19 protein-coding genes and 1 riboswitch are annotated in these 23,293 nt (G+C 72.1%); of the genes, 10 read left to right on the forward strand and 9 right to left on the reverse strand.

The window, feature by feature from the left end:
- Positions 1–138 precede the first annotated feature (138 nt).
- Together ACFV2S_RS12390 and ACFV2S_RS12395 are read left to right on the forward strand one after the other, a co-directional pair.
- The gene (locus ACFV2S_RS12390) at positions 139–909 is read left to right on the forward strand and encodes an IclR family transcriptional regulator (protein WP_385556885.1); all 771 of its coding nucleotides are present in this window, start codon (positions 139–141) and stop codon (positions 907–909) included.
- A gap of 138 nt (positions 910–1,047) precedes the next feature.
- Complete coding sequence (locus ACFV2S_RS12395; protein ID WP_329856313.1) at positions 1,048–1,488, forward strand: SsgA family sporulation/cell division regulator; 441 nt, start codon at positions 1,048–1,050, stop codon at positions 1,486–1,488.
- Positions 1,489–1,606: 118 nt separating this feature from the next.
- Here ACFV2S_RS12395 and ACFV2S_RS12400 read toward each other — a convergent pair whose 3' ends face one another.
- Complete coding sequence (locus tag ACFV2S_RS12400; RefSeq protein ID WP_385556887.1) at positions 1,607–2,998, reverse strand: YibE/F family protein; 1,392 nt, start codon at positions 2,996–2,998, stop codon at positions 1,607–1,609.
- A gap of 71 nt (positions 2,999–3,069) precedes the next feature.
- Positions 3,070–3,204, forward strand: a riboswitch (TPP riboswitch).
- Here ACFV2S_RS12400 and thiC point away from each other — a divergent pair.
- Positions 3,198–4,982: a phosphomethylpyrimidine synthase ThiC gene (thiC, locus tag ACFV2S_RS12405; protein ID WP_385556890.1), complete on the forward strand. Its 1,785-nt coding sequence runs from the start codon at positions 3,198–3,200 to the stop codon at positions 4,980–4,982. Its footprint overlaps the riboswitch before it by 7 nt.
- A gap of 21 nt (positions 4,983–5,003) precedes the next feature.
- On the opposite strand, the gene ACFV2S_RS12410 is transcribed toward thiC, so the two are convergent.
- The 3 genes from ACFV2S_RS12410 to ACFV2S_RS12420 form a co-directional block, all read right to left on the reverse strand.
- Positions 5,004–5,642: a hypothetical protein gene (locus tag ACFV2S_RS12410; protein WP_385556893.1), complete on the reverse strand. Its 639-nt coding sequence runs from the start codon at positions 5,640–5,642 to the stop codon at positions 5,004–5,006.
- Positions 5,643–5,801: 159 nt separating this feature from the next.
- Complete coding sequence (locus ACFV2S_RS12415; protein WP_385556896.1) at positions 5,802–7,268, reverse strand: metallophosphoesterase; 1,467 nt, start codon at positions 7,266–7,268, stop codon at positions 5,802–5,804.
- A gap of 286 nt (positions 7,269–7,554) precedes the next feature.
- Positions 7,555–8,661, reverse strand: coding sequence for a LacI family DNA-binding transcriptional regulator (locus tag ACFV2S_RS12420; protein ID WP_383785659.1), 1,107 nt, complete (start codon positions 8,659–8,661; stop codon positions 7,555–7,557).
- 391 nt (positions 8,662–9,052) lie between these two features.
- Between ACFV2S_RS12420 and hisC the strand changes: the two genes are divergently transcribed.
- Positions 9,053–10,147, forward strand: coding sequence for a histidinol-phosphate transaminase (gene hisC, locus ACFV2S_RS12425; RefSeq protein ID WP_383785661.1), 1,095 nt, complete (start codon positions 9,053–9,055; stop codon positions 10,145–10,147).
- 152 nt (positions 10,148–10,299) lie between these two features.
- On the opposite strand, the gene ACFV2S_RS12430 is transcribed toward hisC, so the two are convergent.
- The gene (locus ACFV2S_RS12430; RefSeq protein WP_385556900.1) at positions 10,300–10,680 is read right to left on the reverse strand and encodes a cyclophilin-like fold protein; all 381 of its coding nucleotides are present in this window, start codon (positions 10,678–10,680) and stop codon (positions 10,300–10,302) included.
- A gap of 206 nt (positions 10,681–10,886) precedes the next feature.
- Here ACFV2S_RS12430 and ACFV2S_RS12435 point away from each other — a divergent pair, with 206 nt between their 5' ends.
- Genes ACFV2S_RS12435 through ACFV2S_RS12450 form a run of 4 tightly spaced genes read left to right on the forward strand, consistent with a single transcriptional unit; the run spans position 10,887 to position 18,729 of the window.
- Positions 10,887–12,395, forward strand: a complete 1,509-nt coding sequence (locus tag ACFV2S_RS12435) for a cytochrome ubiquinol oxidase subunit I (protein WP_385556901.1) — start codon at positions 10,887–10,889, stop codon at positions 12,393–12,395.
- 18 nt (positions 12,396–12,413) lie between these two features.
- Positions 12,414–13,415, forward strand: coding sequence for a cytochrome d ubiquinol oxidase subunit II (gene cydB, locus ACFV2S_RS12440; protein WP_385556904.1), 1,002 nt, complete (start codon positions 12,414–12,416; stop codon positions 13,413–13,415).
- Positions 13,416–13,457: 42 nt separating this feature from the next.
- Positions 13,458–16,961 (forward strand): thiol reductant ABC exporter subunit CydD, encoded by a 3,504-nt coding sequence (cydD, locus tag ACFV2S_RS12445; RefSeq protein ID WP_385556907.1) that lies wholly within the window; start codon positions 13,458–13,460, stop codon positions 16,959–16,961.
- Between the two features lie 55 nt (positions 16,962–17,016).
- A complete protein-coding gene (locus tag ACFV2S_RS12450; RefSeq protein ID WP_385556910.1) occupies positions 17,017–18,729 on the forward strand; it encodes a GAF domain-containing sensor histidine kinase in 1,713 nt (570 codons plus the stop codon).
- A 143-nt stretch (positions 18,730–18,872) separates the two neighbouring features.
- Here ACFV2S_RS12450 and ACFV2S_RS12455 read toward each other — a convergent pair whose 3' ends face one another.
- From ACFV2S_RS12455 to ACFV2S_RS12470, 4 genes are all read right to left on the reverse strand, one after another.
- Positions 18,873–19,736, reverse strand: a complete 864-nt coding sequence (locus ACFV2S_RS12455; protein WP_385556913.1) for a Cof-type HAD-IIB family hydrolase — start codon at positions 19,734–19,736, stop codon at positions 18,873–18,875.
- A gap of 91 nt (positions 19,737–19,827) precedes the next feature.
- Entirely contained in the window at positions 19,828–20,478 is a 651-nt protein-coding gene (locus ACFV2S_RS12460; RefSeq protein ID WP_385556916.1) for an NAD(P)-dependent oxidoreductase, read from the reverse strand.
- Entirely contained in the window at positions 20,475–21,335 is an 861-nt protein-coding gene (locus ACFV2S_RS12465) for an SGNH/GDSL hydrolase family protein (RefSeq protein ID WP_385556919.1), read from the reverse strand. Before ACFV2S_RS12465 ends, ACFV2S_RS12460 begins: the two co-directional genes overlap by 4 nt.
- 1 nt (position 21,336) lies before the next feature.
- On the reverse strand, positions 21,337–22,059 hold the full coding sequence (locus ACFV2S_RS12470; RefSeq protein WP_385556922.1) for a hypothetical protein: 723 nt from the start codon (positions 22,057–22,059) through the stop codon (positions 21,337–21,339).
- A 69-nt stretch (positions 22,060–22,128) separates the two neighbouring features.
- Here ACFV2S_RS12470 and ACFV2S_RS12475 point away from each other — a divergent pair, with 69 nt between their 5' ends.
- Positions 22,129–22,644: a MarR family winged helix-turn-helix transcriptional regulator gene (locus tag ACFV2S_RS12475; protein ID WP_385556925.1), complete on the forward strand. Its 516-nt coding sequence runs from the start codon at positions 22,129–22,131 to the stop codon at positions 22,642–22,644.
- A 366-nt stretch (positions 22,645–23,010) separates the two neighbouring features.
- On the forward strand, positions 23,011–23,265 hold the full coding sequence (locus tag ACFV2S_RS12480) for a hypothetical protein (protein WP_385556928.1): 255 nt from the start codon (positions 23,011–23,013) through the stop codon (positions 23,263–23,265).
- The last annotated feature ends 28 nt before the right edge of the window (positions 23,266–23,293 follow it).

Genomic DNA, 23,293 nt, shown 5'->3' on the forward strand with positions numbered 1-23,293 from the left:
GAGTGGAATCTCTCCGCCGTGTTGGGGACTACAGGCGTAGACCTCCGTACTGACCAGCGGTTTCCAGGCCCGGCGGCGCGCGGGGGCGGCCCCCGCGGGCGGGTGCGATGCATCCGTCGTCACGCCTGGGGGTGACCTTTGGCCACGGCTTCGCAGACGGCTGCGCCTACCTTGATCGGCTCGGTGCAGCGCGCGCTGAGACTTCTGGAGGCCGTGGCCTCCCACGCGGACGGAGCCCCGGCCAAACAGCTCGCCCGGGAGACGGGCCTTCCGCTCCCCACCACGTACCACCTGCTCCGCACCCTGACGCACGAGGGATATCTGGTCCGCGACAAGGGTGTGTTCGTCCTTGGCGACGCCGCCGTCCGACTGGTCGGCGGCGGAGATGTGCAGAATCGTCGCATCAAGATCGAAGACTCCCTCGCCCACTGGCGGGACGAGATCGGCGTGCCCATCTACTTCGCCCTCTACCGCGAGGGGGAGATCGAGCTCGTCGCCGTCGCCGACACCCCTTCCGCCCCCGCGGTGGAGGAATGGGCCGACTTCCGCGAGACCGCGCACGCTCACGCGATCGGCCAATGCCTGCTGAGTCAACTCGATCTGAAATCTCGTCAAGACCACCTTGACCGCCACCCGGTGGAAGCCATCACTCCGTACACGGTGCGTAACCGCCGTGTGCTTTTGGATCGTTTGGGCGGTTTGGGGCGAATGGAGCCCCTGGTAGAGCGTCAGGAATATGCGCTCGGCACGGTCTGTGCCGCCATCCCCATCACCGCGGGCTCCACGGCGGCCGCGATGGCCATTTCCCTCCCCCTTCACCAGGAAGAACGGTTGCTCCCAGCAGTCGAGCGGCTACGCACGGAGATCGGAAGGCTCTTCAGTTCCCTCGCGTTCTCTATCAGTATCTGAAAAATCACTCCTTGTGATCTGCTAGTGCGTACAGCACGATTGCGTCAAGAGGGCCACGGGGGATCATTCCTGGCCGTTTCGGTCACAGCTTTCAGCAGCTGTGTTTACACAACTGCTTCATCTACTGCGGGGTACATGATGCGAGAGTCGGTTCAGGCCGAGGTCCTGATGAGCTTCCTCGTCTCCGAGGAGCTCTCCTTCAAGATCCCGGTCGAACTCCGATATGAGACGCGGGATCCCTACGCGGTGCGGATGACCTTCCACCTCCCCGGAGACGCACCGGTGACCTGGGCGTTCGGAAGGGAACTGCTGCTCGACGGGATCAACCGGCCGAGCGGGGACGGGGACGTGCACATCGCTCCGACCGAGCCGGAAGGGCTCTCGGACGTGTCCATCCGGCTCCAGGTGGGCGGCGATCGCGCGCTCTTCCGGGCCAGCGCGCCTCCACTGGTGGCCTTCCTCGACCGAACGGACAAGCTGGTTCCGCTCGGTCAGGAACGGACACTCGGCGACTTCGAGGACAACCTGGAGGCGGCACTGGGCCGGATCCTCGCCGAAGAGAACGCCGGCCCCGCCTGACCCGCCCTGCCCGAGCCGTCTCCACCGAGCCGTCTCCACCGAGCCGCCCCGCCCGTGCGGGACGTTCGGGCCGGACCCTCCCCGAGCCGGGCCGGCCCGAGCCTTCAGCGCGCACGCCTCACTTGGCGCGGCGGCGCCGCCCTCCCCGTACCGCCGCGGGCTTCCCACCCCCGGGCGCCTGCCGGTCGGCGGACACGACCAGGGCCGCGAGCGCCGTGGTGACCGGCACGGACGCCACCAGACCGATCGAACCGACCAGCGTCCGGACGATCTCCTCGGCGACCAGCTCACTGTTGGCCACCGTCCCCATGCTGCTCTGGGCGATGGAGAACAGCAGCAGCAGCGGCAGGGCGGCACCCGCGTAGGCCAGGACCAGGGTGTTCACGACCGAGGCGATGTGGTCACGGCCGATCCGGATGGCGGCCCGGTACAGGCCGCGCGGCCCCATGCCCGGGTCGGCCTGGTGCAGTTCCCAGACGGCCGAGGTCTGGGTGACGGTGACGTCGTCGAGCACACCGAGCGATCCGATGATGATCCCGGCCAGGAGCAGGCCGGACATGTCGATCTCCGGGTACAGCCCGTGGATCAGACCGGTGTTGTCGTCGGTGTTGCCGCTGAGCGACGCCCAGTCGATGAACACCGAGCCGAGCAACCCGATCAGCATCAGCGAGATCAGTGTGCCGAGCACCGCGACCGAGGTGCGGGCCGAGAGTCCATGACACATGTAGAGCGCGATCAGCATGATCGCGCTCGACCCGACCACCGCGACGACCAGCGGATTCGATCCCTCCAGGATCGCCGGCAGGATGAAGAGCGTCAGCACCAGGAAGCTCGCGCCGAGCGCGATCAGCGCCATCACGCCCCGCATCCGGCCGACGAGCACGACGACCAGGGCGAAGATCCCGGCGAGCACCGCGAGCGGGACCTTCCGGTTCACGTCGGTCACCGAGTACTGCAGGTCGTGCGGGGCGTCGGGGGCGTAGGCCACCACCACTCCCTGGCCCTCGTGCAGTTGGCGAGGTGCGTCCGGCTGCACGATCTCGACGAACCTACGGCCCTGGTCCGGCCCGGTGGTGACCTCCACCGTCGCCTTCCCGCACTGCCCCTGCTGGGCGTTGACCGCCTCGCGCCCCTCCGGGGTCGAGGTGTCGCCGGTCGGCGGGACCTGGGCGGCGTTCACGTCCTTGCAGTCGACGTGGTCGACGGAGACGACCTCGCCCTGCTGGGTCTGCCGGTCGAAGCCGACGCCGGTGCGCTGGTGCGCGGAGGTGCCGCCGGGCCACAGGACCACGAGGCCGACCACGACGGCGGTGGCGAACGGGATCAGCACCGCGGCGATGACCTTGCGCAGATGCCGCGAGACCGGGGCGGCGGGCCCGTGGCCGTGGCTGTGGCCGTGGCCGTGGCCGTGGCCGTGCCCCCCGCCTCCGTGCCCGTGGGAGGGCCCGGAATCGTGTCCGGGTCCGTGGGCGTGGCCGTGGGGCTCGGGGGTCTGCTGGGGGGAAGTCACCGACCGATCATCGCAAGAACGGCGGGGGCCCACTGTTCAGCACGCCAGGGAGGGCGCTAGCGTGGTGACACCTTTGCACACGCGGGAGCTCGGAGCACCGGGCTGAGAGGGCGCTGATCACCGTACGCACGTACGGGAGGAGGCTGCGCCGACCGCCGAACCTGTTACCGGGTAATGCCGGCGTAGGGAGATCGGTCTCATGACCATTCAGGATGCACGCACGCCTGCCTCCGACCAGAACCAGACCGACGGGCAGGAGCGCACGCCCGGCTGGCACAAGGGGTACGTCCAGGGTTCGCGCCCCGACCTCCGGGTGCCCGTCCGTCAGGTGCACCTCACCAACGGCAAGGACGTCACGCTGTACGACACGTCCGGCCCGTACACCGACCCCGCCATCGACACCGATGTCCGCCGGGGCCTTCCGCCGCTGCGCGAGAACTGGATCATCGCGCGCGGCGACACCGAGGAGTACGCGGGCCGCCCGTCCCGCCCCGAGGACGACGGGATCAAGCACACCTCCCCGCGCGGCGGTGGGCTCAAGAACCTCGACGCCGTCTTCCCCGGCCGCCCCCGTCTGCCGCGCCGCGGCCGCGACGGCCAGGCCGTGACCCAGCTCGCGTACGCCCGCCGGGGCGAGATCACCCCGGAGATGGAGTACGTGGCGATCCGCGAGAACGTCTCCCCCGAGGTCGTACGGGAGGAGATCGCCGCGGGCCGCGCGGTGCTGCCGGCGAACGTGAACCACCCGGAGATCGAGCCGATGATCATCGGCAAGCGGTTCCTGGTGAAGGTCAACGCCAACATCGGCAACTCCGCCGTCACCTCCTCCATCGAAGAGGAGGTGGAGAAGATGACCTGGGCGACCAAGTGGGGCGCCGACACGGTCATGGACCTCTCCACCGGTCGCAACATCCACACCACCCGCGAGTGGGTGCTGCGCAACTCCCCCGTCCCGATCGGCACCGTGCCGCTCTACCAGGCGCTGGAGAAGGTCGACGGCAGGGCCGAGGACCTGACCTGGGAGATCTACAAGGACACGGTCATCGAGCAGGCCGAGCAGGGCGTGGACTACATGACGGTGCACGCCGGCGTGCTCCTGCCGTACGTGCCGCTCACCGCGCGCCGCAAGACCGGCATCGTCTCGCGCGGCGGCTCGATCATGGCCGCCTGGTGTCTGGCGCACCACAAGGAGAACTTCCTCTACACGAACTTCGAGGAGCTCTGCGAGATCCTGGCGGCGTACGACGTCACCTACTCGCTCGGCGACGGACTGCGCCCCGGCTCGATCGCGGACGCCAACGACGAGGCGCAGTTCGCGGAGCTGCGCACGCTCGGCGAGCTCAACACGATCGCCAAGCGGCACAACGTGCAGACGATGATCGAGGGCCCCGGGCACGTCCCGATGCACAAGATCAAGGAGAACATCGACCTCCAGCAGGAGATCTGCGAGGAGGCGCCGTTCTACACGCTCGGCCCGCTGACCACGGACGTCGCGCCCGCGTACGACCACATCACCTCCGGCATCGGCGCGGCGATGATCGCCTGGTGGGGCACGGCGATGCTCTGCTACGTCACGCCCAAGGAGCACCTGGGCCTGCCGAACAAGGACGACGTGAAGACGGGCGTCATCACGTACAAGATCGCGGCGCACGCGGCGGACCTCGCCAAGGGACACCCGGGCGCGCAGGAGTGGGACGACGCGCTCTCGGACGCGCGGTTCGAGTTCCGCTGGGAGGACCAGTTCAACCTGGCCCTCGACCCGGACACGGCGCGCGAGTTCCACGACGAGACCCTGCCCGCCGAGCCCGCGAAGACCGCGCACTTCTGCTCGATGTGCGGTCCGAAGTTCTGCTCGATGAAGATCTCCCAGGACATCCGGCGCGAGCACGGCGGGACGCAGCAGGAGATCGAGGCGGGCATGGCGGAGAAGTCGAAGGAGTTCGCGGCGAGCGGCAACCGCGTCTACCTGCCGCTGGCCGAGTAGCGCCCGCACCCTCCTCGTCCCTCAGGGGCTCGTCGTGTCCGGTCGTTCGGTCGCGGCGAGGGCGTCACGGAGGAAGGGGAGGATGCCGCGCTCCAGGAGGGCGCGGCGCCAGGCCTCGCGGGCGCGGGAGAGTTCGTCGTCGGCCGTGGCGGTCCCGTCCGCCGCGGCCGGGCTGTTGCGCAGGGCGGTCAGGAGCAGTCCGGCGCCCGCGCTGAGCAGCCCGGCGGCGGCGAGCGCGGCGAAGACGAGGCCCGCCGTCAGCAGCGTCCCGCCGAACACCACCGTGGGGGCGACGGCGTGCAGGACCGCCCCGACCAGCAGGAATATCGCCGCGGCGGTGCCCGCGAGGACGGGCACCATCACGGTGACGATGGCGACGACCCCGGCTCCCGCCCCGGGGTCCGCCAGGGGTGTGCGGGGCGCGGCGGGGGCCCGGCTCTGCTCGCGGACCTTCACGAAGTGGTCGTACTCGCTCGCCGCGGCGGAGGTGACGAGCGCGGTCGCGTTCAGGGTCATGGCGCGCAGCTGCGCGACCGTGAGCCGGGTGCCGACCCCGGCGAGATCAGGACGTGCGTGGGCGGTGCTCAGTGCTTCGTCGAGGACCCGCTCGTACTCGGCGCGATCCTCGGTCAGCAGGTGCGGAGCCACGTTCATGTGCATCCCCCGATGCTCCGTAGGCCCTGATCAGCCGTGGGAAACGGTGGGTTGGGCGGAAACGGAGGAGAGCCTGCTACGGATGACCCGATGGTATTGCGGTGACACCACGGCCTGACAGGGTGTTTCCGGAAATCGCCTTCCCCGGATGCGCAGGGTTATGCGTCAGCCGTTCAGCGGGAGTTGGACGACCAGTAGCTTTCCGGCCATGGTCACTCCGCCGTCCATGGCGATCGCCAGACCGTCGGCGTACACGTGCGGTCCGTCGACGACCGGGCCCGCGCTGTCCTCGCCGTCCTCCGTGCCGACCTGGCCGAGGAGGTAGGGGATGGGGCTGTGGCCGTGCACGATCCGGCTGCCGCCGTAGGTGGAGAGCAGCTCCTGGACGGCCTGCGGGCCGCCGTCGTCGCGGAACGCGAAGCGCTTGGTGAACTTCCGGAAGACGTCCCAGACCTCGTCGGCGTCGTTCCGGTTGAGGATCTCGTGGACCGTGTCGTTGACGTCCTCGATGGTCTGGCCGTATTCGAGGTAGGCGGTGGTGTCGGAGTGCACCAGGAGGTGGTCGTCCTCGCGCACCACGGCGTCCAGCCGGGACATCCACTGGAGGTGGACGTCCTGGAGGCGGTCCATGTCGTGCTTCTGGCCGCCGTTGAGCAGCCAGGCGGCCTGGAAGGTGGCGGTGCCCGCGCCGGAGTTGACGGGCGTGTCGCCGAAGCGCTTGGCGCCGATGAGCAGCAGCTCGTGGTTGCCCATGAGGGCCTTGCAGTAGCCGCCGGCGGCCGCGGCCTCGGCGGAGAGCCGCATGACGAGGTCGATGACGCCGATGCCGTCGGGGCCCCGGTCGGTGAAGTCGCCCAGGAACCAGAGCCGGGCGTTGCCCGCGGCCCAGCCGCCGTTCGCGTCGATGAGGCCCTGCGCGCGCAGGGCGGCGATGAGCTCGTCGAGGTACCCGTGGACGTCGCCGACGACGTAGAGGGGGCCGGGTCCGTCGCCGTTCGCGGGCTCGGGCGCGGGGGCCGGCTCGGGGGTGACCGGGACCTGGACGGTGTCGCCGCGGTTGATGACCGGGAGGTCGCGCTCCGTCGGGGTGTACCCCTCGGGCGCCCCGCCCTCGGGGAAGGCGTTGCCGGGGTGGCCGGTGGCGACGGAGACGATGGAGGAGCCGGCCGGGGCGGTGAACGCCGGGGCGAGACGGTGACCGAGGTGGAGGGTCGGATCGGCGGGCATGGGCGCGGGGGCCTGCGGCTCCGGTGCGGAGGCGGGGGCCTGCGGTGCCGGTGCGGCCGCGGGCGGGAGGGGCTCGGCCGGCGGGGCCGGCACCCGGACGGCCTCGACCGGCGAGGGGGCGACCGGGGGCAGGCGCGTGGCGGACACCGGGTGCTCGGCGACGGCCGGGTGCTCGGCCGGGGCCTGGCGTCCGGCGGGCGCGAGCACCGTTCCGGCGGGCGCGGGCGTCCTGTGCGGCGGGTGCTCGGAGGGAAGGCGCTCGGCGGCCGGCGCCGTCCGCGGTTCCTCCGCGGAGGGCGGCTCGGCGGCATGGCCCTGCACGGGCACGCGGGCGTACGGCGGTACGCGGAAGTCACGCAATGTCGCCGTGCGCACCACGGGCTCCTGACCGGCCCCCTGAGTCATCGACCCCTCCACCACCGTCGCGATGCCCTGCACATCGCGGACCGGCCTGGTCGGGGTGGTCCGCGATGTCGTCCGCCCATCATAGGAATGAGCGTCCTCCTGTGTGACGCACCAGGGGTGGTGAATCCGGGTCCACTCCGGGTTCACCGGTTGTTTCGCCCGAATTGAGAAGGTCCAGTCCAGGGTTGAGGCCGGTGTGGTGTCCGGTTTCGCCGTCCCCGCCCACGGGCAGGGGCGGGGACGGCGGTCCGGAGGACGGCGGGTTCGGGCGCCGCAGCCCGTGCGGTCAGTCCTTCGCGGGCGAGCGCGGCGGGCTGACCGTGGTGCGCGGTGAACGCCGCTGCGAGGAGGTGCGGACGATCAGTTCGGTCGGTATCACCCGCTCGACCGGGCCGTCGGCGTCGATTCCCTCGATGGCGTCGATGAGGAGCTGGACGACGGCCGTGCCGATCCGGCGCGGCTTGAGCGAGAGCGTGGTGATCGGGGGTTCGGTGGTGGCGTAGACGGTGGATTCGCTGCAGCAGACCAGGAGCAGGTCGTCGGGGACGCGCAGTCCGTAGCGGCGGGCGGCGGCGAGGAGGTCGGTTCCGTTGGGGTCGAAGAGGCCGTACACGGCGTCGGGGCGGTCGGGGCGGGCGAGCAGCCGGTCGGCCGCGACGGCGCCCGCGCACGGGTCGTGCGCCGGGTAGGCCTCGTAGACGGGGTCCTGGCCGACGCGTTCGCACCAGTTGAGGTACGCGGTGGTCGACAGGCGGGTGTAGGTGTCGGTGGTGGTTCCGGTGAGGAGGCCGATGCGGCGGGCGCCGGCGTCGGCGAGGTGGTCGAGCAGGTCGAGGACGGCGGCTTCGTGGTCGTTGTCGACCCAGGCGGTGACCGGGAGGGTGCCGGCGGGGCGTCCGTCCGAGACGACGGGCAGGCCCTGGCGGACCAGTTCGGTCACGACGGGGTCGTGGTCGGAGGGGTCGATGACGACGGTGCCGTCGAGGGCGACGTTCGACCAGACGTCATGGCGGGATGTGGCGGGGAGGATGACCAGGGCGTAGCCCCGGGCGAGTGCCGCCGATGTGGCTGCTCTGGCCATCTCCGCGAAGTACGCGAATTCGGTGAAGGTGAAAGGTTCATCCCCGTACGTGGTCACGGTCAGGCCGATGAGTCCCGACTTGCCGGTGCGGAGCGTGCGGGCCGCCGCGGATGGGCGGTAGCCCAGCCTGTCGGCGACCTCGCGGACGTGGCGGCGGGTGGCGTCCGGGAGTCGGCCCTTGCCGTTGAGCGCGTCGGAGACAGTCGTGATGGAGACCCCGGCGGCGGCGGCCACGTCCCGGATGCCTGCCCGGCCCTGCCGGCTTCCCCGGGTCTGTGCCCGGCTCACCTGGTGCTTCCCTGCTGCTGTCATGGCGAGCCGATAGTAGGGCGATGAAGGGCGGTCGGGACGGTCGCATATGCAGGCGTTGACAGGCACGTTTCTGCATGATCGAAACGGGTCAAGAGCCAAGTATTCAAAGGTAGTTAGGGCTCATCGCGTGCGATCTGTGCCTGTCGGGCGGTGTAGGCCTGGCGAGGGGGCGAGGTCTCGAAGAGGTCTCAACTCACCTCTACGGGGGATGCGCGCCACGGCGCCCGCCACCAGCGCGCGCCACCCGAGCGCGCGCTCCCCCTCTCCTGGGGCGGGAGCGGGGCCGTATCCACAGCGTGTCCCTCCTGTTGTCCACAGCCCATTCGCAGCGGAGGCGAATCCTCTTAAGGTGAGGAGTATTGGCGGTACGGACGGTCGAGGAGGCCACACTGTGAGCGAGACCAGCGGGACGAGCACCGGCAGCCCCAAGCTGCGCGCCGAGCTGGACGGCGTCCCCACCTACAAGCCGGGCAGGCCGGCCGCCGCGGGCGGTCCCGTGGCCTTCAAGCTGTCCTCCAACGAGAACCCCTACCCGCCGCTGCCCGGGGTCATGGAGACCACGCTGGCCGCCGCCGCGAACTTCAACCGCTACCCCGACATGGCCTGCACCGGCCTGACCGAGGAGCTGGCGGACCGCTTCGGCGTGCCCGTCTCCCACCTGGCCACCGGCACCGGCTCGGTCGGTGTCGCGCAGTCGCTGCTCCAGGCCACCTCCGGCCCGGGCGACGAGGTGATCTACGCCTGGCGCTCCTTCGAGGCGTACCCGATCATCACGCAGATCAGCGGGGCCACCTCGGTCCAGGTGCCGCTGACCGAGGGCGAGGTGCACGACCTCGACGCGATGGCCGAGGCGATCACCGACCGTACCCGGCTGATCTTCGTCTGCAACCCCAACAACCCCACGGGCACCGCGGTGCGCCGGGCGGAGCTGGAGCGCTTCCTGGACCGGGTGCCCTCCGACGTCCTGGTCGTGCTCGACGAGGCGTACCGGGAGTTCGTGCGCGACACCGAGATCCCGGACGGCATCGAGCTCTACCGCGACCGGCCGAACGTGGCCGTGCTCCGCACCTTCTCCAAGGCGTACGGGCTGGCGGGCCTGCGGGTCGGCTTCGCGGTCGCCCACGAGCCGGTGGCCGCGGCGCTGCGCAAGACGGCGGTGCCGTTCGGCGTGAGCCAGCTGGCGCAGGACGCGGCGGTGGCCTCGCTGCGGGCCGAGGACGAACTGCTCGGTCGGGTCGGCTCGTTGGTGGCCGAGCGCGACCGGGTCCATGCGGGGCTCGTGGCCCAGGGCTGGACCGTGCCGGACACCCAGGCGAACTTCGTCTGGCTGCGGCTCGGCGAGCGGACCATGGACTTCGCGGCGGAGTGCGAGCGGCACGGCGTGATGGTGCGGCCGTTCGCGGGCGAGGGCGTGCGCGTCACGATCGGTGAGACCGAGGCGAACGACCTGTTCCTGAAGGCGGCGGAGGGCTTCCGCAAGGCCTGATCAGAAGCCGCGGATCAGGCTGGATCCGTCGATCGGGCGGGAGACCGCTCGGGTCGGACCGGCCGCTCGGGCCGGGCTGACCGCTCGGGCCGGCCTGGCACCTCGGGCCGGACTGGCCGCTCGGGCGGCGGTGCCTGATCGGCGGCGGCCGGTCAGCCGGCGATCCGTTCCACGCGGATCGGGTCGCCGTCCCTGACGCCCGCCAGGATCCGCGGGTCTCCGTCGAGCGTGCCGAGCAGGTTGCAGGGGCTCGCGAGCCGGCACTCGTCGCCCCGGGAGATCGGCGTGGGGCCGTAGGGGAGGGCGAGCGCGTCGCCGTCCGTCCAGAACGCCACCGTGCCGGGCTCCACGACCTGGCGCGCGCCGTCCTCGACGGGGACGGAGACCGGAGTGTCGAAGTAGACCTCCTCGCCCCAGGTGCGGGCGGTGGAGGAGATCGGGAGGGCTCCCGCGAGCGCCGTGCTCGTGGGGGTCTCCTCAAGGGTGGCCGTGGTGTGTCCGGCCGGCCAGATGATGCGTATCCGAAGGGTCATGCCCCGGATTCAACAATATGTTGAAGGCCCTGGGAAGAGGTGGCCTTCGGTAGGGGTACCCCCCGACTGACAGTACGGATTTCGTATGAGCCATAATGCTTGTGAATGTGAACGCGTTCACAAGCGTGTCCTGTTTCCTCCCGTAATTTGTGGGATTAACAGGGCAAACTGCCGATGTGACCACGGCGATGTAAGGAGAAAACGCAGTGGACCTCGCTCTGGCGCCAGAGACTCTGGCGCGCTGGCAGTTCGGCATCACGACCGTCTACCACTTCCTGTTCGTCCCCCTGACGATCTCCCTCGCCGCGCTCACCGCGGGTCTCCAGACCGCCTGGGTGCGGACGGAGAAGGAGAAGTACCTCAGGGCGACGAAGTTCTGGGGCAAGCTCTTCCTGATCAACATCGCCATGGGCGTGGTCACCGGGATCGTCCAGGAGTTCCAGTTCGGTATGAACTGGTCCGACTACTCCCGGTTCGTCGGCGACATCTTCGGTGCTCCGCTCGCCTTCGAGGCGCTCATCGCCTTCTTCTTCGAGTCGACCTTCATCGGTCTGTGGATCTTCGGCTGGGACAAGCTGCCGAAGAAGATCCACCTCGCCTGCATCTGGATGGTGTCGATCGGCACCATCCTCTCCGCGTACTTCATCCTGGCGGCCAACTCCTGGATGCAGCACCCCGTGGGCTACCGGATCAACGAGGAGCGCGGCCGGGCCGAGCTCACCGACTTCTGGCTCGTGCTCACCCAGAACACCGCGCTGACCCAGTTCTTCCACACGATCACGGCGGCGTTCCTGGTCGGCGGAGCGTTCATGGTGGGCATCTCCGCGTTCCACCTGGCGCGCAAGAAGCACATCCCGATCATGCGGACCTCGCTGCGGCTCGGCCTGGTCACCCTGATCATCGCCGGCCTCGGCACCGCCATCAGCGGCGACCTGCTCGGCAAGGTCATGTTCAAGCAGCAGCCGATGAAGATGGCCGCCGCCGAGGCGCTCTGGGACGGCCAGGCGCCCGCACCCTTCTCCGTCTTCGCCTACGGCGACGTCGAGAAGGGCCACAACACGGTCGCCATAGAGATCCCGGGCCTGCTGTCCTTCCTCGCGAACGACGACTTCAGCTCCTACGTCCCGGGCATCAACGACGTGAACAAGGCCGAGCAGGAGAAGTTCGGGCCCGGCGACTACCGGCCCAACATCCCCGTCGCCTACTGGGGCTTCCGCTGGATGATCGGCTTCGGCATGGCCTCGCTGGGCATCGGCATGCTGGGTCTCTGGCTGACCCGGAAGAAGTTCATGCTGGCGCCGGGGCTCAGGACCGGTGAGGACGAGGTGCCGAATCTGGTCCTGTTCAAGCGCAAGGCGCTCAGCCCGCGCTGGGGCAGGTGGTACTGGATCGTCGCCCTCTGGACGATGGCGTTCCCGCTGATCGCCAACTCCTGGGGCTGGATCTTCACCGAGATGGGCCGTCAGCCCTGGGTCGTCTACGGCGTGCTGCGCACCCGTGACGCGGTCTCCCCCGGCACCACCACGGGCGAAGTGCTCACCTCGATGATCGTCTTCACCGCGCTCTACGCCGTCCTCGCCGTGATCGAGGTCAAGCTCCTCGTCAAGTACGTCAAGGCGGGCCCGCCGGAGCTCACCGAGGACGACCTCAACCCGCCCACCAAGATCGGCGGGGACTCTCGTGACCCCGACCGCCCCATGGCCTTCTCGTACTGAGGCTCAGGAGAACGAGGCATGGAACTCCACGACGTCTGGTTCGTACTCATCGCCGTCCTCTGGATCGGCTACTTCTTCCTCGAAGGGTTCGACTTCGGGGTCGGCGTCCTGACCAAGCTGCTCGCCCGCGACCGGGTCGAGAAGCGGGTCCTCATCAACACCATCGGACCCGTCTGGGACGGCAACGAGGTGTGGCTGCTCACCGCCGGCGGAGCGACCTTCGCCGCGTTCCCCGAGTGGTACGCGACGCTGTTCTCCGGCTTCTACCTGCCGCTGCTGATCATCCTGGTCTGTCTGATCATCCGGGGCGTCGCCTTCGAGTACCGGGTGAAGCGGCCCGAGGAGAACTGGCAGCGCAACTGGGAGCAGGCCATCTTCTGGACCTCGCTGATCCCCGCGTTCCTCTGGGGCGTGGCCTTCGGCAACATCGTCCGGGGCGTGAAGATCGACGCGGACATGGAGTTCGTCGGCAGCTTCTGGGACCTGCTCAACCCGTACGCGCTGCTCGGCGGCCTGGTCACGCTCACCCTCTTCACCTTCCACGGCGCGGTCTTCGCCTCGCTCAAGACGGTCGGGGACATCCGGACCCGGGCGCGGGCGCTCGCGCTCAAGCTCGGTCTGGTCACGGCGGTGCTCGCCCTGGGCTTCCTGATCTGGACGCAGGTCGACACGGGTGACAGCTGGAGCCTCGCGGCGATGCTGGTCGCCGTGGTGGCGCTGGTCGGTGCCATCGTGGCCATCAGCGCCGGGCGCGAGGGGTGGTCGTTCGCGCTGTCGGGCGTCACCATCGCGGCGGCCGTCGCGATGCTCTTCCTCGCGCTCTTCCCGGACGTCATGCCCTCTTCGCTCAACCCGGAGTGGAGCCTCACCGTGACGAACGCGTCGTCGAGCCCGTACACGCTCAAGATCATGACCTGGTGCGCGGCGATCGCGACCCCGCTGGTGCTGCTCTACCAGAGCTGGACCTACTGGGTGTTCCGCAAGCGCATCGGTACGCAGCACATCGCCGACGCCCACTGACCGGCAGCGGCAGCCGACTCTCCTCCGAGGGGCATGTTTCACGTGAAACCGATCGATCCGCGTCTGCTCCGGTACGCGAGGGCCACCCGTCTCTTCCTGACCGCGGTGGTCGCCCTCGGCCTCGTCGGTGCGGCGCTGGTCATCGCTCAGGCGATGCTCATCGCCGAGATCGTGGTGGGTGCCTTCCAGAAGGCCCAGTCGGCCGCCGACCTGACCACGCCCCTGCTGCTGCTCGCCGGAGTCGCGGTGGCGCGGGGGCTGGTCTCGTGGCTGACCGAGCTCGCCGCCCACCGGGCGAGCGCGGCGGTCAAGTCCGAGCTGCGCGGCCGGCTCCTCGGCCGCGCGGCCGCCCTCGGACCGGGATGGCTGAGCGGCCAGAAGGCCGGTTCGCTGATCGCCCTCGCCACGCGGGGCGTGGACGCCCTCGACGACTACTTCGCCCGCTACCTGCCGCAGCTGGGCCTCGCGGTGGTGGTGCCGGTGGCGGTCCTGGCCCGGATCGTCACCGAGGACTGGGTCTCGGCGGCGATCATCGTCGTCACGCTGCCGCTCATCCCGGTCTTCATGATCCTCATCGGCTGGTACACCCAGGCCCGGATGGACCGCCAGTGGAAGCTGCTCTCGCGGCTCTCCGGTCACTTCCTGGACGTGGTGGCCGGCCTTCCCACGCTCAAGATCTTCGGCCGGGCCAAGGCCCAGGCCGAGTCGATCCGTGCGATCACCTCGGAGTACCGCCAGGCGACGATGCGCACGCTGCGGATCGCCTTCATCTCCTCCTTCGCCCTGGAGCTCCTCGCGACCCTGTCGGTCGCGCTCGTCGCCGTGACCATCGGCATGCGGCTCGTCCACGGCGAACTCGACCTGTACACCGGTCTCGTCATCCTGATCCTGGCGCCCGAGGCCTACCTTCCGCTGCGGCAGGTGGGGGCGCAGTACCACGCGGCGGCGGAGGGCCTCGCGGCGGCGGAGGAGATCTTCGAGGTCCTCCAGGAGCCGGTGCGGGACGGTGGCACCGCGGCCGTCCCGGAGTCCGTACGGCTGGAGCTCGACGGCGTGACCGTACGGCACGCGGGGCGCACCGAGCCCTCGCTCGACGCGGCGGCGCTGACGGTCGAGCCGGGCGAGACGGTGGCCCTGGTCGGGCCGAGCGGGGTCGGGAAGTCGACGCTGCTCGACGTCGTCCTCGGCTTCGCGGTCCCTGACGCCGGCGGTTCCGTACGGGTCGGGGGTGCCGACCTGGCGACGCTCGACCTGGAGGAGTGGCGGTCCCGGATCGCCTGGGTGCCGCAGCGCCCGTACCTCTTCGCGGGGACGGTCGCCGAGAACGTACGGCTCGCGCGCCCGGACGCCACCGACGGGGCGGTACGCAACGCGCTGCGGGACGCCGGGGCGGACGGGTTCGTCGCGGAGCTGCCGCAGGGGCTCGACACCGTCCTCGGCGAGGACGGCACGGGGCTCTCGGCGGGGCAGCGGCAACGGCTCGCGCTCGCCCGGGCGTTCCTGGCCGACCGGCCGCTGCTGCTGCTCGACGAGCCGACGGCGGCGCTCGACGGCGAGACGGAGGCCGGGATCGTCGAGGCGGTCCGCCGCCTCGCGGCGGGGCGGACGGTGCTCCTCGTCGTGCACCGGCCGGCGCTGCTCGCGGTCGCGGACCGGGTGGTGGCGCTGGGCGGCGCCGCGGCGGGCGGGGACGCGGCGGAGGCCGGCACGGCGCTCGGCGGGCCGGGCCCCGCCCTCGCGCCGCAGGCCCCGCCCGTGCCCGTCGCCGCGGGCGACGAGCGGACGCCCACGGCCTCGGCGACGCCGCTCGGACGGGTCCGGAGCATGGCCGGGGAGCTCAAGGGGCGGATGGCGCTCGCGCTGCTGCTCGGAAGCCTCGCCCTCGGGTCCGCCGTCGGGCTGATGGCCGTGTCCGGCTGGCTCATCTCCCGTGCCTCCGAACAGCCTCCCGTCCTCTATCTGATGATGGCCGTCACCGCCACGCGCGCCTTCGGCATCGGCCGGGCCGTCTTCCGGTACGCCGAGCGGCTCGTCTCCCACGACGCCGTCCTGCGGATGCTCGCCGACCTGCGGGTCTCCGTCTACCGGCGCCTGGAGCGGATCGCTCCGGCCGGACTGCGCCGCGCCCGGCGCGGCGACCTCCTCGCGCGGCTCGTCCAGGACGTCGACGCGCTCCAGGACTACTGGCTGCGCTGGCTGCTCCCGGTGGGAGCGGCGCTCCTCGTGGGCGTCGCCTCGGCCGGGTTCACCGCCTGGCTGCTGCCCGAGGCCGGTGCCGTCCTCGCCGTGGGCCTGCTGGTCGCGGGGATCGCCGTCCCGGCGGCCGGCGGCGCCCTCGCCCGCCGGGCCGAGCGCCGGCTCGCCCCCGCGCGCGGCACCCTGGCGACCGCCGTGGCCGATCTGCTGCGCGGCTGCGCCGAACTGACCGTGGCCGGGGCGCTCCGGGGCAGGATCGAACGGGCACGGGAGGCCGACCGGACGCTCACCTCCATCGCCTCCCGGCAGGCCGCCGCCGCCGCGCTCGGGGCCGGACTCTCGGCCGTGGTCTGCGGTCTGACGGTCGTGGCCGCCGCGTTCGTCGGCGTCCAGGGCGTGCGGGACGGACGGCTCGACGGGGTGGCCCTCGCGGTGGTCGTCCTCACGCCGCTCGCCGCCTTCGAGGCCGTCACCGGACTTCCGCTCGCCGTCCAGTACCGGCAGCGCGTCAGGCGCAGCGCCGAGCGGGTCTTCGAGGTGCTGGACGCCCCCGTCCCCGTACAGGAGCCGGAGACGCCCGCCGCTCCCCCGGCGAGCCCGTTCCCGCTGGAGCTGGCCGGACTGTCGGCCCGGCACGCCGGTCAGGAGCGGCTCGCGCTCGACGGCTTCGCCCTCACGCTGGAGGCCGGGCGGCGCGTCGCGGTCGTCGGCGCCTCCGGCTCGGGCAAGACCACGCTCGCCCAGGTGCTGCTCCGGTTCCTGGACGTGGAGCACGGCACGTACGTGCTCGGCGGCGTGCCCGCGTGGGAGCTCGACGGCGACGCGGTCCGGCGGTTCGTCGGGCTCTGCGCCCAGGACGCCCACCTCTTCGACAGCTCCGTCCGCGAGAACCTGCGGCTCGCCAAGGTCGGGGCGGACGACGAGGAGCTGCGCGAGGCGCTGCGCCGGGCCCGGCTGCTCGACTGGGTCGACGGCCTGCCCGCCGGACTCGACACGCTGGTCGGCGAGCACGGCTCCCGGCTCTCCGGCGGCCAGCGGCAGCGTCTCGCGCTCGCCCGGGCGCTGCTCGCCGACTTCCCGGTCCTCGTCCTGGACGAGCCCGCCGAGCACCTGGACCTCGCCACCGCCGACGCGCTCACCGACGATCTGCTCCGGGCCACCGAGGGCCGCACCACCGTCCTCATCACCCACCGGCTGCACGGACTCGACGCCGTCGACGAGGTGGTGGTCCTCGACGAGGGCCGGACCGTGCAGCGCGGCCCGTACGCCGAGCTCGCGGCGGCGGACGGCCCGCTGCGCAGGATGCTGGAGCAGGAGCGGGAGACCGATCTGCTCGCCACGGCGCGGTGACCGGGAGAGAGCGGCCGACTTTTCTCGCCAAATAGGACTTACTAGGCTCAAGCCCATGACCGCCGCCGCGTCCGACGCCTCGGACCCCCTGGAAGCCGCCACCCAGGCCACCCGCAGCCTCCAGGGGCTGTCCACGGAGCTCACCGCCCGAGTGCCGCAACTCCTGGAGGCGATGCGCTCGGTCGGCACCGGGCTCGAACTCCACTCCACCCTCGACCGGATCTGTGAGACCGCCGCCGAGCTCGCCGACGCCCGTTACGCCGCGATCGGCGTCGTCGACGACGAGGGCGAGGGACTCTCCGACTTCGTCACCTTCGGCGTCGACGAGGAGACGGCCCGCCGGATCGGCCGTCGCCCCGACGGCCACGCGGGACTGCTCGGTGCGCTGATCCGCGACCCGGAGACCATCCACCTCGCCGATCTGTCCACCGACCCGCGCGCGGCGGGCTTCCCGCCCGGACACCCGCCGATGCGGACCTTCCTCGGCGTCCCCATCCGGGTCCAGGGAGAGATCTTCGGCAACCTCTACCTCGCCGAGAAGCACGGCGGAGGCGACTTCAACGACTACGACGTGCACATGGTCCGGGTCCTCGCCACCGAGGCCGGCATCGCCATCGGCAACGCCCGGCTGTACGAGGCGGCCCGGCAGCGCGAGCGGTGGATCGACGGCTCGGTCGCCGTCACCACCGCCCTGCTCTCCGGCGGCGACGCGGACGACGCCCTCACGGTCGTCGCCGAGCAGGCCCGCCGGCTTGCCGACGCGGACGCCGGGATCGTGCTGCTTCCCGCCGAGGAGGGCGGTCTGGAGATCGTCGCCGTCTCCTCGCCCCGGCCCACGAAGGCGCTGGGTGTGGTGATCCCGCCGGAGAGCGCCGTCGTGAAGGAGCTCCTGGACGGCGACGCGGTCTTCGTCGCCGACGCCTCGACGGACCCGCGCATGGTCACCCGGCTGACGGCCTCGTACGGGCCGAGCATGATCCTTCCGCTGCAGAGCGGCGGCCGGGTGCTCGGTGCTCTCGCCACCCCCCGGCTGCGGGGCGCCCGTCAGTTCACGGAGGCGGAGCGGACGCTCGCCACCCAGTTCGCCTCCCAGGCGGCCCTCGCGCTGATGATGGCCGACGCGCAGCGCGACCGGGAGCGCCTCGCGGTCTACGAGGACCGCGACCGGATCGCCCGCGACCTGCACGACCTGGTGATCCAGCGGCTCTTCGCCACCGGCATGATGCTGGAGAGCGCCCAGCGGAAGTCGATCGTGCCGGCCGTGCGCGACGGCGTGGGCAAGGCCGTGGACGAGCTGGACGTGACCATCCAGGAGATCCGTACGGCGATCTTCGCGCTCCAGCAGGGGCCCGCCGAGGCCCCGTCGGGGCTGCGCACCCGCGTCCTGCGGGAGATCAACATGGCGGCCGTGCCGCTCGGCTTCAAGCCGGCGCACCGCTTCCTCGGCGCGATCGACTCGACGGTCGGCGAACTCACCGGCAAGAACCTGATCGCCGCGCTCCGCGAGGCGCTCTCCAACGCGTTCCGGCACGCGGAGGCGAGCCGCATCGAGGTGGTCGTCGACGCCGGCGTCACCCTGCCCGACGGCTCCGCCGGGGTGCGCCTCTCCGTCGCCGACGACGGCGTCGGCATCCCGCCGGGCGGGCGGCGCAGCGGTCTGCGCAACCTGGCGCGGCGGGCCGAGTCGCTGGGCGGCGCGAGCTGGTGCGGCCCGGGTCTGGCCGAGGGCGGCGGCGGGACGACGGTGGTGTGGGAGGCGCCGCTCTGACGGCCGGCGCGTTCTGACGGCCGGCCCCGCTCTTACGGCCGGCCCGTTCTGACGGCCGGCCCGCCGCTGCCGGGCGGCCGGGGCCGCTCCGAGGGTGGACCGTCTGCGCCCGGGCGGCCGGGGCCGTTTCGACGGCGGACCGGCTACGCGCGGGCGGCGAGGGCCTCGGCGACGAGCCGCTCGATGACGACGGCCACCCCGTCCTCGTTGTTGCCGACGGTGCGGCCCGAGGCGGCGGCGATGACGTCGGGGTGGGCGTTGCCCATCGCGTACGAGCGGCCGGCCCAGGTGAGCATCTCGATGTCGTTCGGCATGTCGCCGAAGGCGACGACCTCCTCGGCCGTGATGCCGCGCTCGGCACAGCACAGGGCCAGCGTGGAGGCCTTGGAGACGCCCAGGGCGCTGATCTCGATGAGGGCGGTCGGGCTGGACCGGGTGAAGGCGGCCCGGTCGCCCGCCGCCTCCCGCGCGATCGCGAGGAAGGCGTCGGGGTCCAGCTCGGGGTGCTGGGCGAGCAGCTTGAGCACCGGGGCGGCCGAGCCGGGTGTCTCCTCGAACAGGAGCTTCTCGGCGGTGGCGACGGTGGCGCCGGGGTCGAGGAAGAACGGCGGGTACAGCGGCTCGTAGTGGATGCCCGTGGTGAGCTCCACGGCGAAGGACGTCCCCGGCGCGGCGGCGCGCAGGGCGCGGACGACGTCGAGCGCGACCGGCCGCTCCAGCGGTCGGACCTCCAGGAAGGTGCCTCCCGCGTGGAGGTCGACGACGGCGGCGCCGTTGGCGCAGATGGCCAGGCCGTGCCCGTGGACGTGGTCGCTCACGACGTCCATCCAACGGGCCGGGCGGCCGGTCACGAAGAAGACCTCGATCCCGGCCTGCTCGGCCGCGGCGAGTGCGGCGACCGTGCGCTCGGAGACGGACTTGTCGTCGCGCAGCAGGGTGCCGTCGAGATCGGTGGCGATCAGCCGGGCCGTCGGGGCGGAAGGGCGCGGGGAACGGGGAGAGGTCACCGCACCATTCTTCCGCACCGGACGCACGGGCGTGCGAGGAGCCGCACATATGAGTGCGGGTTTCCCGGCGGGGGCTCGGCCGCGCGAGCGCTCAGTGCGCGACCTCCACCACGGCCCGGTGCGTGCGCGGGTCGTCGACACGGGTGAGCAGGCAGTGCGCGAGATCGGCGCGGGAGAGGGACTTCGGCCGCTCCAGCCTGCCGTTCTCGGCGGTCCGGTAGGTGCGGGTCAGAGGGCCGTCGGTCAGCATCGGGGGCCGCACCACCGTCCACACGGTGCCGTCCGCCGCGGGCGACCGTACGAAGCCCTCCATCCGGGCCATGTCGGCGTAGCCGTGCCGGTAGAGCCGCCGGATCACGTACCGGGTGACGAGCCGCTGCGGCAGCGGCACGTCCGGGGCGGTGTCCAGGCCGGCGGAGGAGAGGCAGAGCAGCCGGGAGACGCCGGAGTCGCGCATCGCCTCGACGATGTTCCGGGTGCCCCGGGAGTAGACGGTCGTGGGGTGCCTGCGGTCGGTGCTGCCGAGGCAGGAGAGCACGGCGTCGTGACCGGCGACGGCGTGCCGCCAGGCCTCGGGGGCGAGGGCGTCGCCGGGCAGGACGGTCAGCCGCGCCCCCGGGTCGGTGACCGGGACGCGGGCGGGGTCGCGGGCGACTGCGGTGACCCGGTGGCCGGCCGCGAGGGCCTGGGCCAGGAGCTGCGCGCCCGTACCGCCGGTGACGCCGAAGAGCATCAGCCTCATGACGCCGTCGCCTCCGCGTCCGCCCGTCGTGCCAGCGTGTCGACCAGGGCGACGGTGACGGCCCGCTGGCCGTCGAGGGTGAGGTGGATCCCGTCGTCGAGGTGCAGACCGACGGTGGCCGGACGGGTGTCGACCGTGACCTCCGGCCGGTCGAGGAGGAATCCGGCGACGGTGTCGACGTCCTCGCCGGTCCAGCCGATCCCGGCGCGGCGGAAGTGCGGGTAGGCGTCGGCGCGCTCCTGGTCCACGGAGCTCGGGGTGAGCCAGATCCAGCGGTCCCGGCCGGGGAGCCCGCGTCCGGCGAGGTCCCGCAGGGCGAGGAGGTTGCGTGCCGTCTCCGCCTCGCTGACCAGCCGGGTCCCCGCCGCCTCCGTGCTCCGGCCCAGCCGCTGCACGTCGTTCGCGCCGAGCATGCACAGGATCCAGTCGGGGCGCAGGAAGGCGAGCTGGGGCAGCTGGGCGAGGGCCTGTGTGGTGGTGGAGCCGGAGACGGCGAGGTTGACGAGTTCGACGCCGTCCGGGAGGAGGTGGCGCAGGATCGAGAACCAGGAGAGGCGGTCGGCGGTGGTGCTCTCGCCGAGGGCGACGATCCGCTGTCCCGGACGGAAGGGCAGCCGGTCGGCCCGCTCGGCGAAGACGGGGTCCCGGAGCAGTTCGGCCGCGGTCTCCCGGGTTTGGTCGTCGAGGTCGCGCAGGAGCTTCCGGTACGTCTCGGGGGCGAGGCCGAAGAGCTCGGCGAGGCGGTCGTCGGGCAGCTCGCCCAGGTAGCGGAGGGTCTTCTCGGGCTGCTGGAAGCGCACGAGCTTGTCGGTCGGGCTCTCGGCGGAGGCCGGCTTCGCGGCGGTCGTCTCGGGCATGTCAGTGCTCCTTGCGGGTGCGGCGACGGGGCAGGAGGAAGCCGGCGGCGATCAGCCAGCCGAGGCAGGTGAAGCGGGCCAGCGGCAGCAGCAGGGCGGCGCCGTCGAAGAGCAGGGTGAGGGTGGCGAGTTCGGCGACCGTCGCGAGGACGAGCCCGGTGACGGCGAGCGCGCGGGGCAGCAGTCCGGCGAGGAGCCCGGGTACGGCGATCCCGGCCACCAGCAGGCCGAGCGTCACCACGTGGCCCGGGCCGCCGGTGGCGAAGGCCAGGTACTGGAGGGCCCGGACGAGCGGCGGCAGGTCGAGGACCTCCGTACGGGACAGGGTCCAGCTCACCAGGCCGCAGCAGGCCAGGAATCCGGCGGCGAGGAGGCCTCCGGCCAGGGCGATCGTCGCGCCGGGGGCGCGGACGCCGAGCCGGTGCAGCCGGGCCGAGACGGTGGCGGCGTAGACGGCCAGCGGGATCGAGGCCGCGAACTGGAGGGCGCCGGAGACCTGGACGGCGCCGGGGTGGGCACGGAAGTACGCCACGATCTCGCCGGTCTCGCCGAACGGCGAGGGGAAGGGGCTGCCGTCGGCCAGCACGGTACTGAGTACGAGGCCGGCCAGGAACAGCCCGGTGAACACCACGGCGAGCACGCCGGGTGGCGGTCCTCCCTGGGCCTCCCGGGGGGCTCGCGGGGTCTCGGTCGGCCGGGGGTCGGTCCAGCTCTCTGCAGACACGGGTCCTGTCCGTTCTCTGGGGAGAATAGTTCACACGTGAGAATTGTTCTTGTGGCGTACGATAACCCCGTGAGCAGCGACCGGCAACCAGTGGAAGATCCCGGAGCGGCGGCGGCCCCGCCGTCCCCGCGCGGCGGAGCGTTCCTGCTCGCGCAGCTCGGGGCGCACGCGGCGGGGCGCTTCGGCGAGCGCGTCGGCGAGATCGGCCTCGCCCCGCCGGACGTCGGCCTGCTGCGGATGATCGCCACGCAGCCGGGACGGAGTCAGCGTGCCCTCGCCGCGGACCTCGGCGTCGTCCCGAGCCGGGTCGTCGCGCTCATCGACAACCTGGAGAAGAAGGGCTTCGTGGAACGGCGGCGCAGCGCCGACGACCGTCGCCATCACGAGCTGTACGTCTCCGAGGACGGGCGGCGCGCGCTCGGCCGCGTCCGGGAGGTCGCCGCGCTGCACGAGGACGACCTGTTCGCGGCGCTCGACGAGGAGGACCGGGCCCTGCTGACGGCGCTGCTCGGGCGGGTCGCCGAACAGCAGGGCCTCACCCCGGGCGTCCACCCGGGCTACCGCCGGATGCCCAAGCACGGCTGAGCGGCGGCGCGCGCACGGGCAAGGCGACCGGGGCGAGCGCGGGCGCGGCCGCCGGGCGGGTCGGGGGCCGGGCGCCGGGCGCGGGTGTGGGCGACGGGTGTGGGCGCCGGGCCCCGGGCCCCGAGTGCGGGTGTCGCTCCAGCGGGTGCGGTCACCGCGCGGGCGTGGGCCGCGGGAGCCGCGTGGCGGGTGTGACCGGCGTGTCAGGACATGGCCGTAAACACCCGTTCGTTTTCGGCGTGGCGGGGAAGACCCCTGGGGAGCTGACGGCGTCTCCAGGGAGGGCGGGGCATGGTCGCGGGCCGGCGAAGTGAGGAGTGCGACTCCTGCGGTGCGCCGTACGGGACGTGGGTACCGAGCCTCCGCATGTCCCTGTGCGCGGAGTGCGAGCGGGCCGGCGCGGCCCACCCGGTACGGGAGCCGGTGCTGGTGGGCGACGTCCTCGCGGGCCTGGCCGCCGTCGTACCCCTGCCGCGGGCCTGCCCCGGGGGCCCCGTACCGGACACGGAGCGCGCCGTGAGCGCCGTACCGCAGCAGCGGACGCCGTCCACCGCGGCCCGCGGGACCCCCGCGGTCTGCGACCGGTGCGGAGCCGACGCCGACTGGCATCGCACGGCCTGACCGGACCCGGCCCCGCGGGGCACGGGAC

It is taken from the genome of Streptomyces sp. NPDC059695, assembly GCF_042733785.1.
GTDB lineage: Bacteria > Actinomycetota > Actinomycetes > Streptomycetales > Streptomycetaceae > Streptomyces.

What these genes read in the sequence shown, in the direction of transcription:
- ACFV2S_RS12395 (WP_329856313.1), top strand. Translation starts at nt 1,048, where the DNA reads ATGCGAGAGTCGGTTCAGGCCGAGGTCCTGATGAGCTTCCTCGTCTCC.
- thiC (WP_385556890.1), top strand. Translation starts at nt 3,198, where the DNA reads ATGACCATTCAGGATGCACGCACGCCTGCCTCCGACCAGAACCAGACC.
- ACFV2S_RS12410 (WP_385556893.1), bottom strand. Translation starts at nt 5,642, where the DNA reads ATGCACATGAACGTGGCTCCGCACCTGCTGACCGAGGATCGCGCCGAG.
- ACFV2S_RS12415 (WP_385556896.1), bottom strand. Translation starts at nt 7,268, where the DNA reads ATGACTCAGGGGGCCGGTCAGGAGCCCGTGGTGCGCACGGCGACATTG.
- ACFV2S_RS12420 (WP_383785659.1), bottom strand. Translation starts at nt 8,661, where the DNA reads ATGACAGCAGCAGGGAAGCACCAGGTGAGCCGGGCACAGACCCGGGGA.
- ACFV2S_RS12430 (WP_385556900.1), bottom strand. Translation starts at nt 10,680, where the DNA reads ATGACCCTTCGGATACGCATCATCTGGCCGGCCGGACACACCACGGCC.
- cydB (WP_385556904.1), top strand. Translation starts at nt 12,414, where the DNA reads ATGGAACTCCACGACGTCTGGTTCGTACTCATCGCCGTCCTCTGGATC.
- ACFV2S_RS12450 (WP_385556910.1), top strand. Translation starts at nt 17,017, where the DNA reads ATGACCGCCGCCGCGTCCGACGCCTCGGACCCCCTGGAAGCCGCCACC.
- ACFV2S_RS12460 (WP_385556916.1), bottom strand. Translation starts at nt 20,478, where the DNA reads ATGAGGCTGATGCTCTTCGGCGTCACCGGCGGTACGGGCGCGCAGCTC.
- ACFV2S_RS12465 (WP_385556919.1), bottom strand. Translation starts at nt 21,335, where the DNA reads ATGCCCGAGACGACCGCCGCGAAGCCGGCCTCCGCCGAGAGCCCGACC.
- ACFV2S_RS12480 (WP_385556928.1), top strand. Translation starts at nt 23,011, where the DNA reads ATGTCCCTGTGCGCGGAGTGCGAGCGGGCCGGCGCGGCCCACCCGGTA.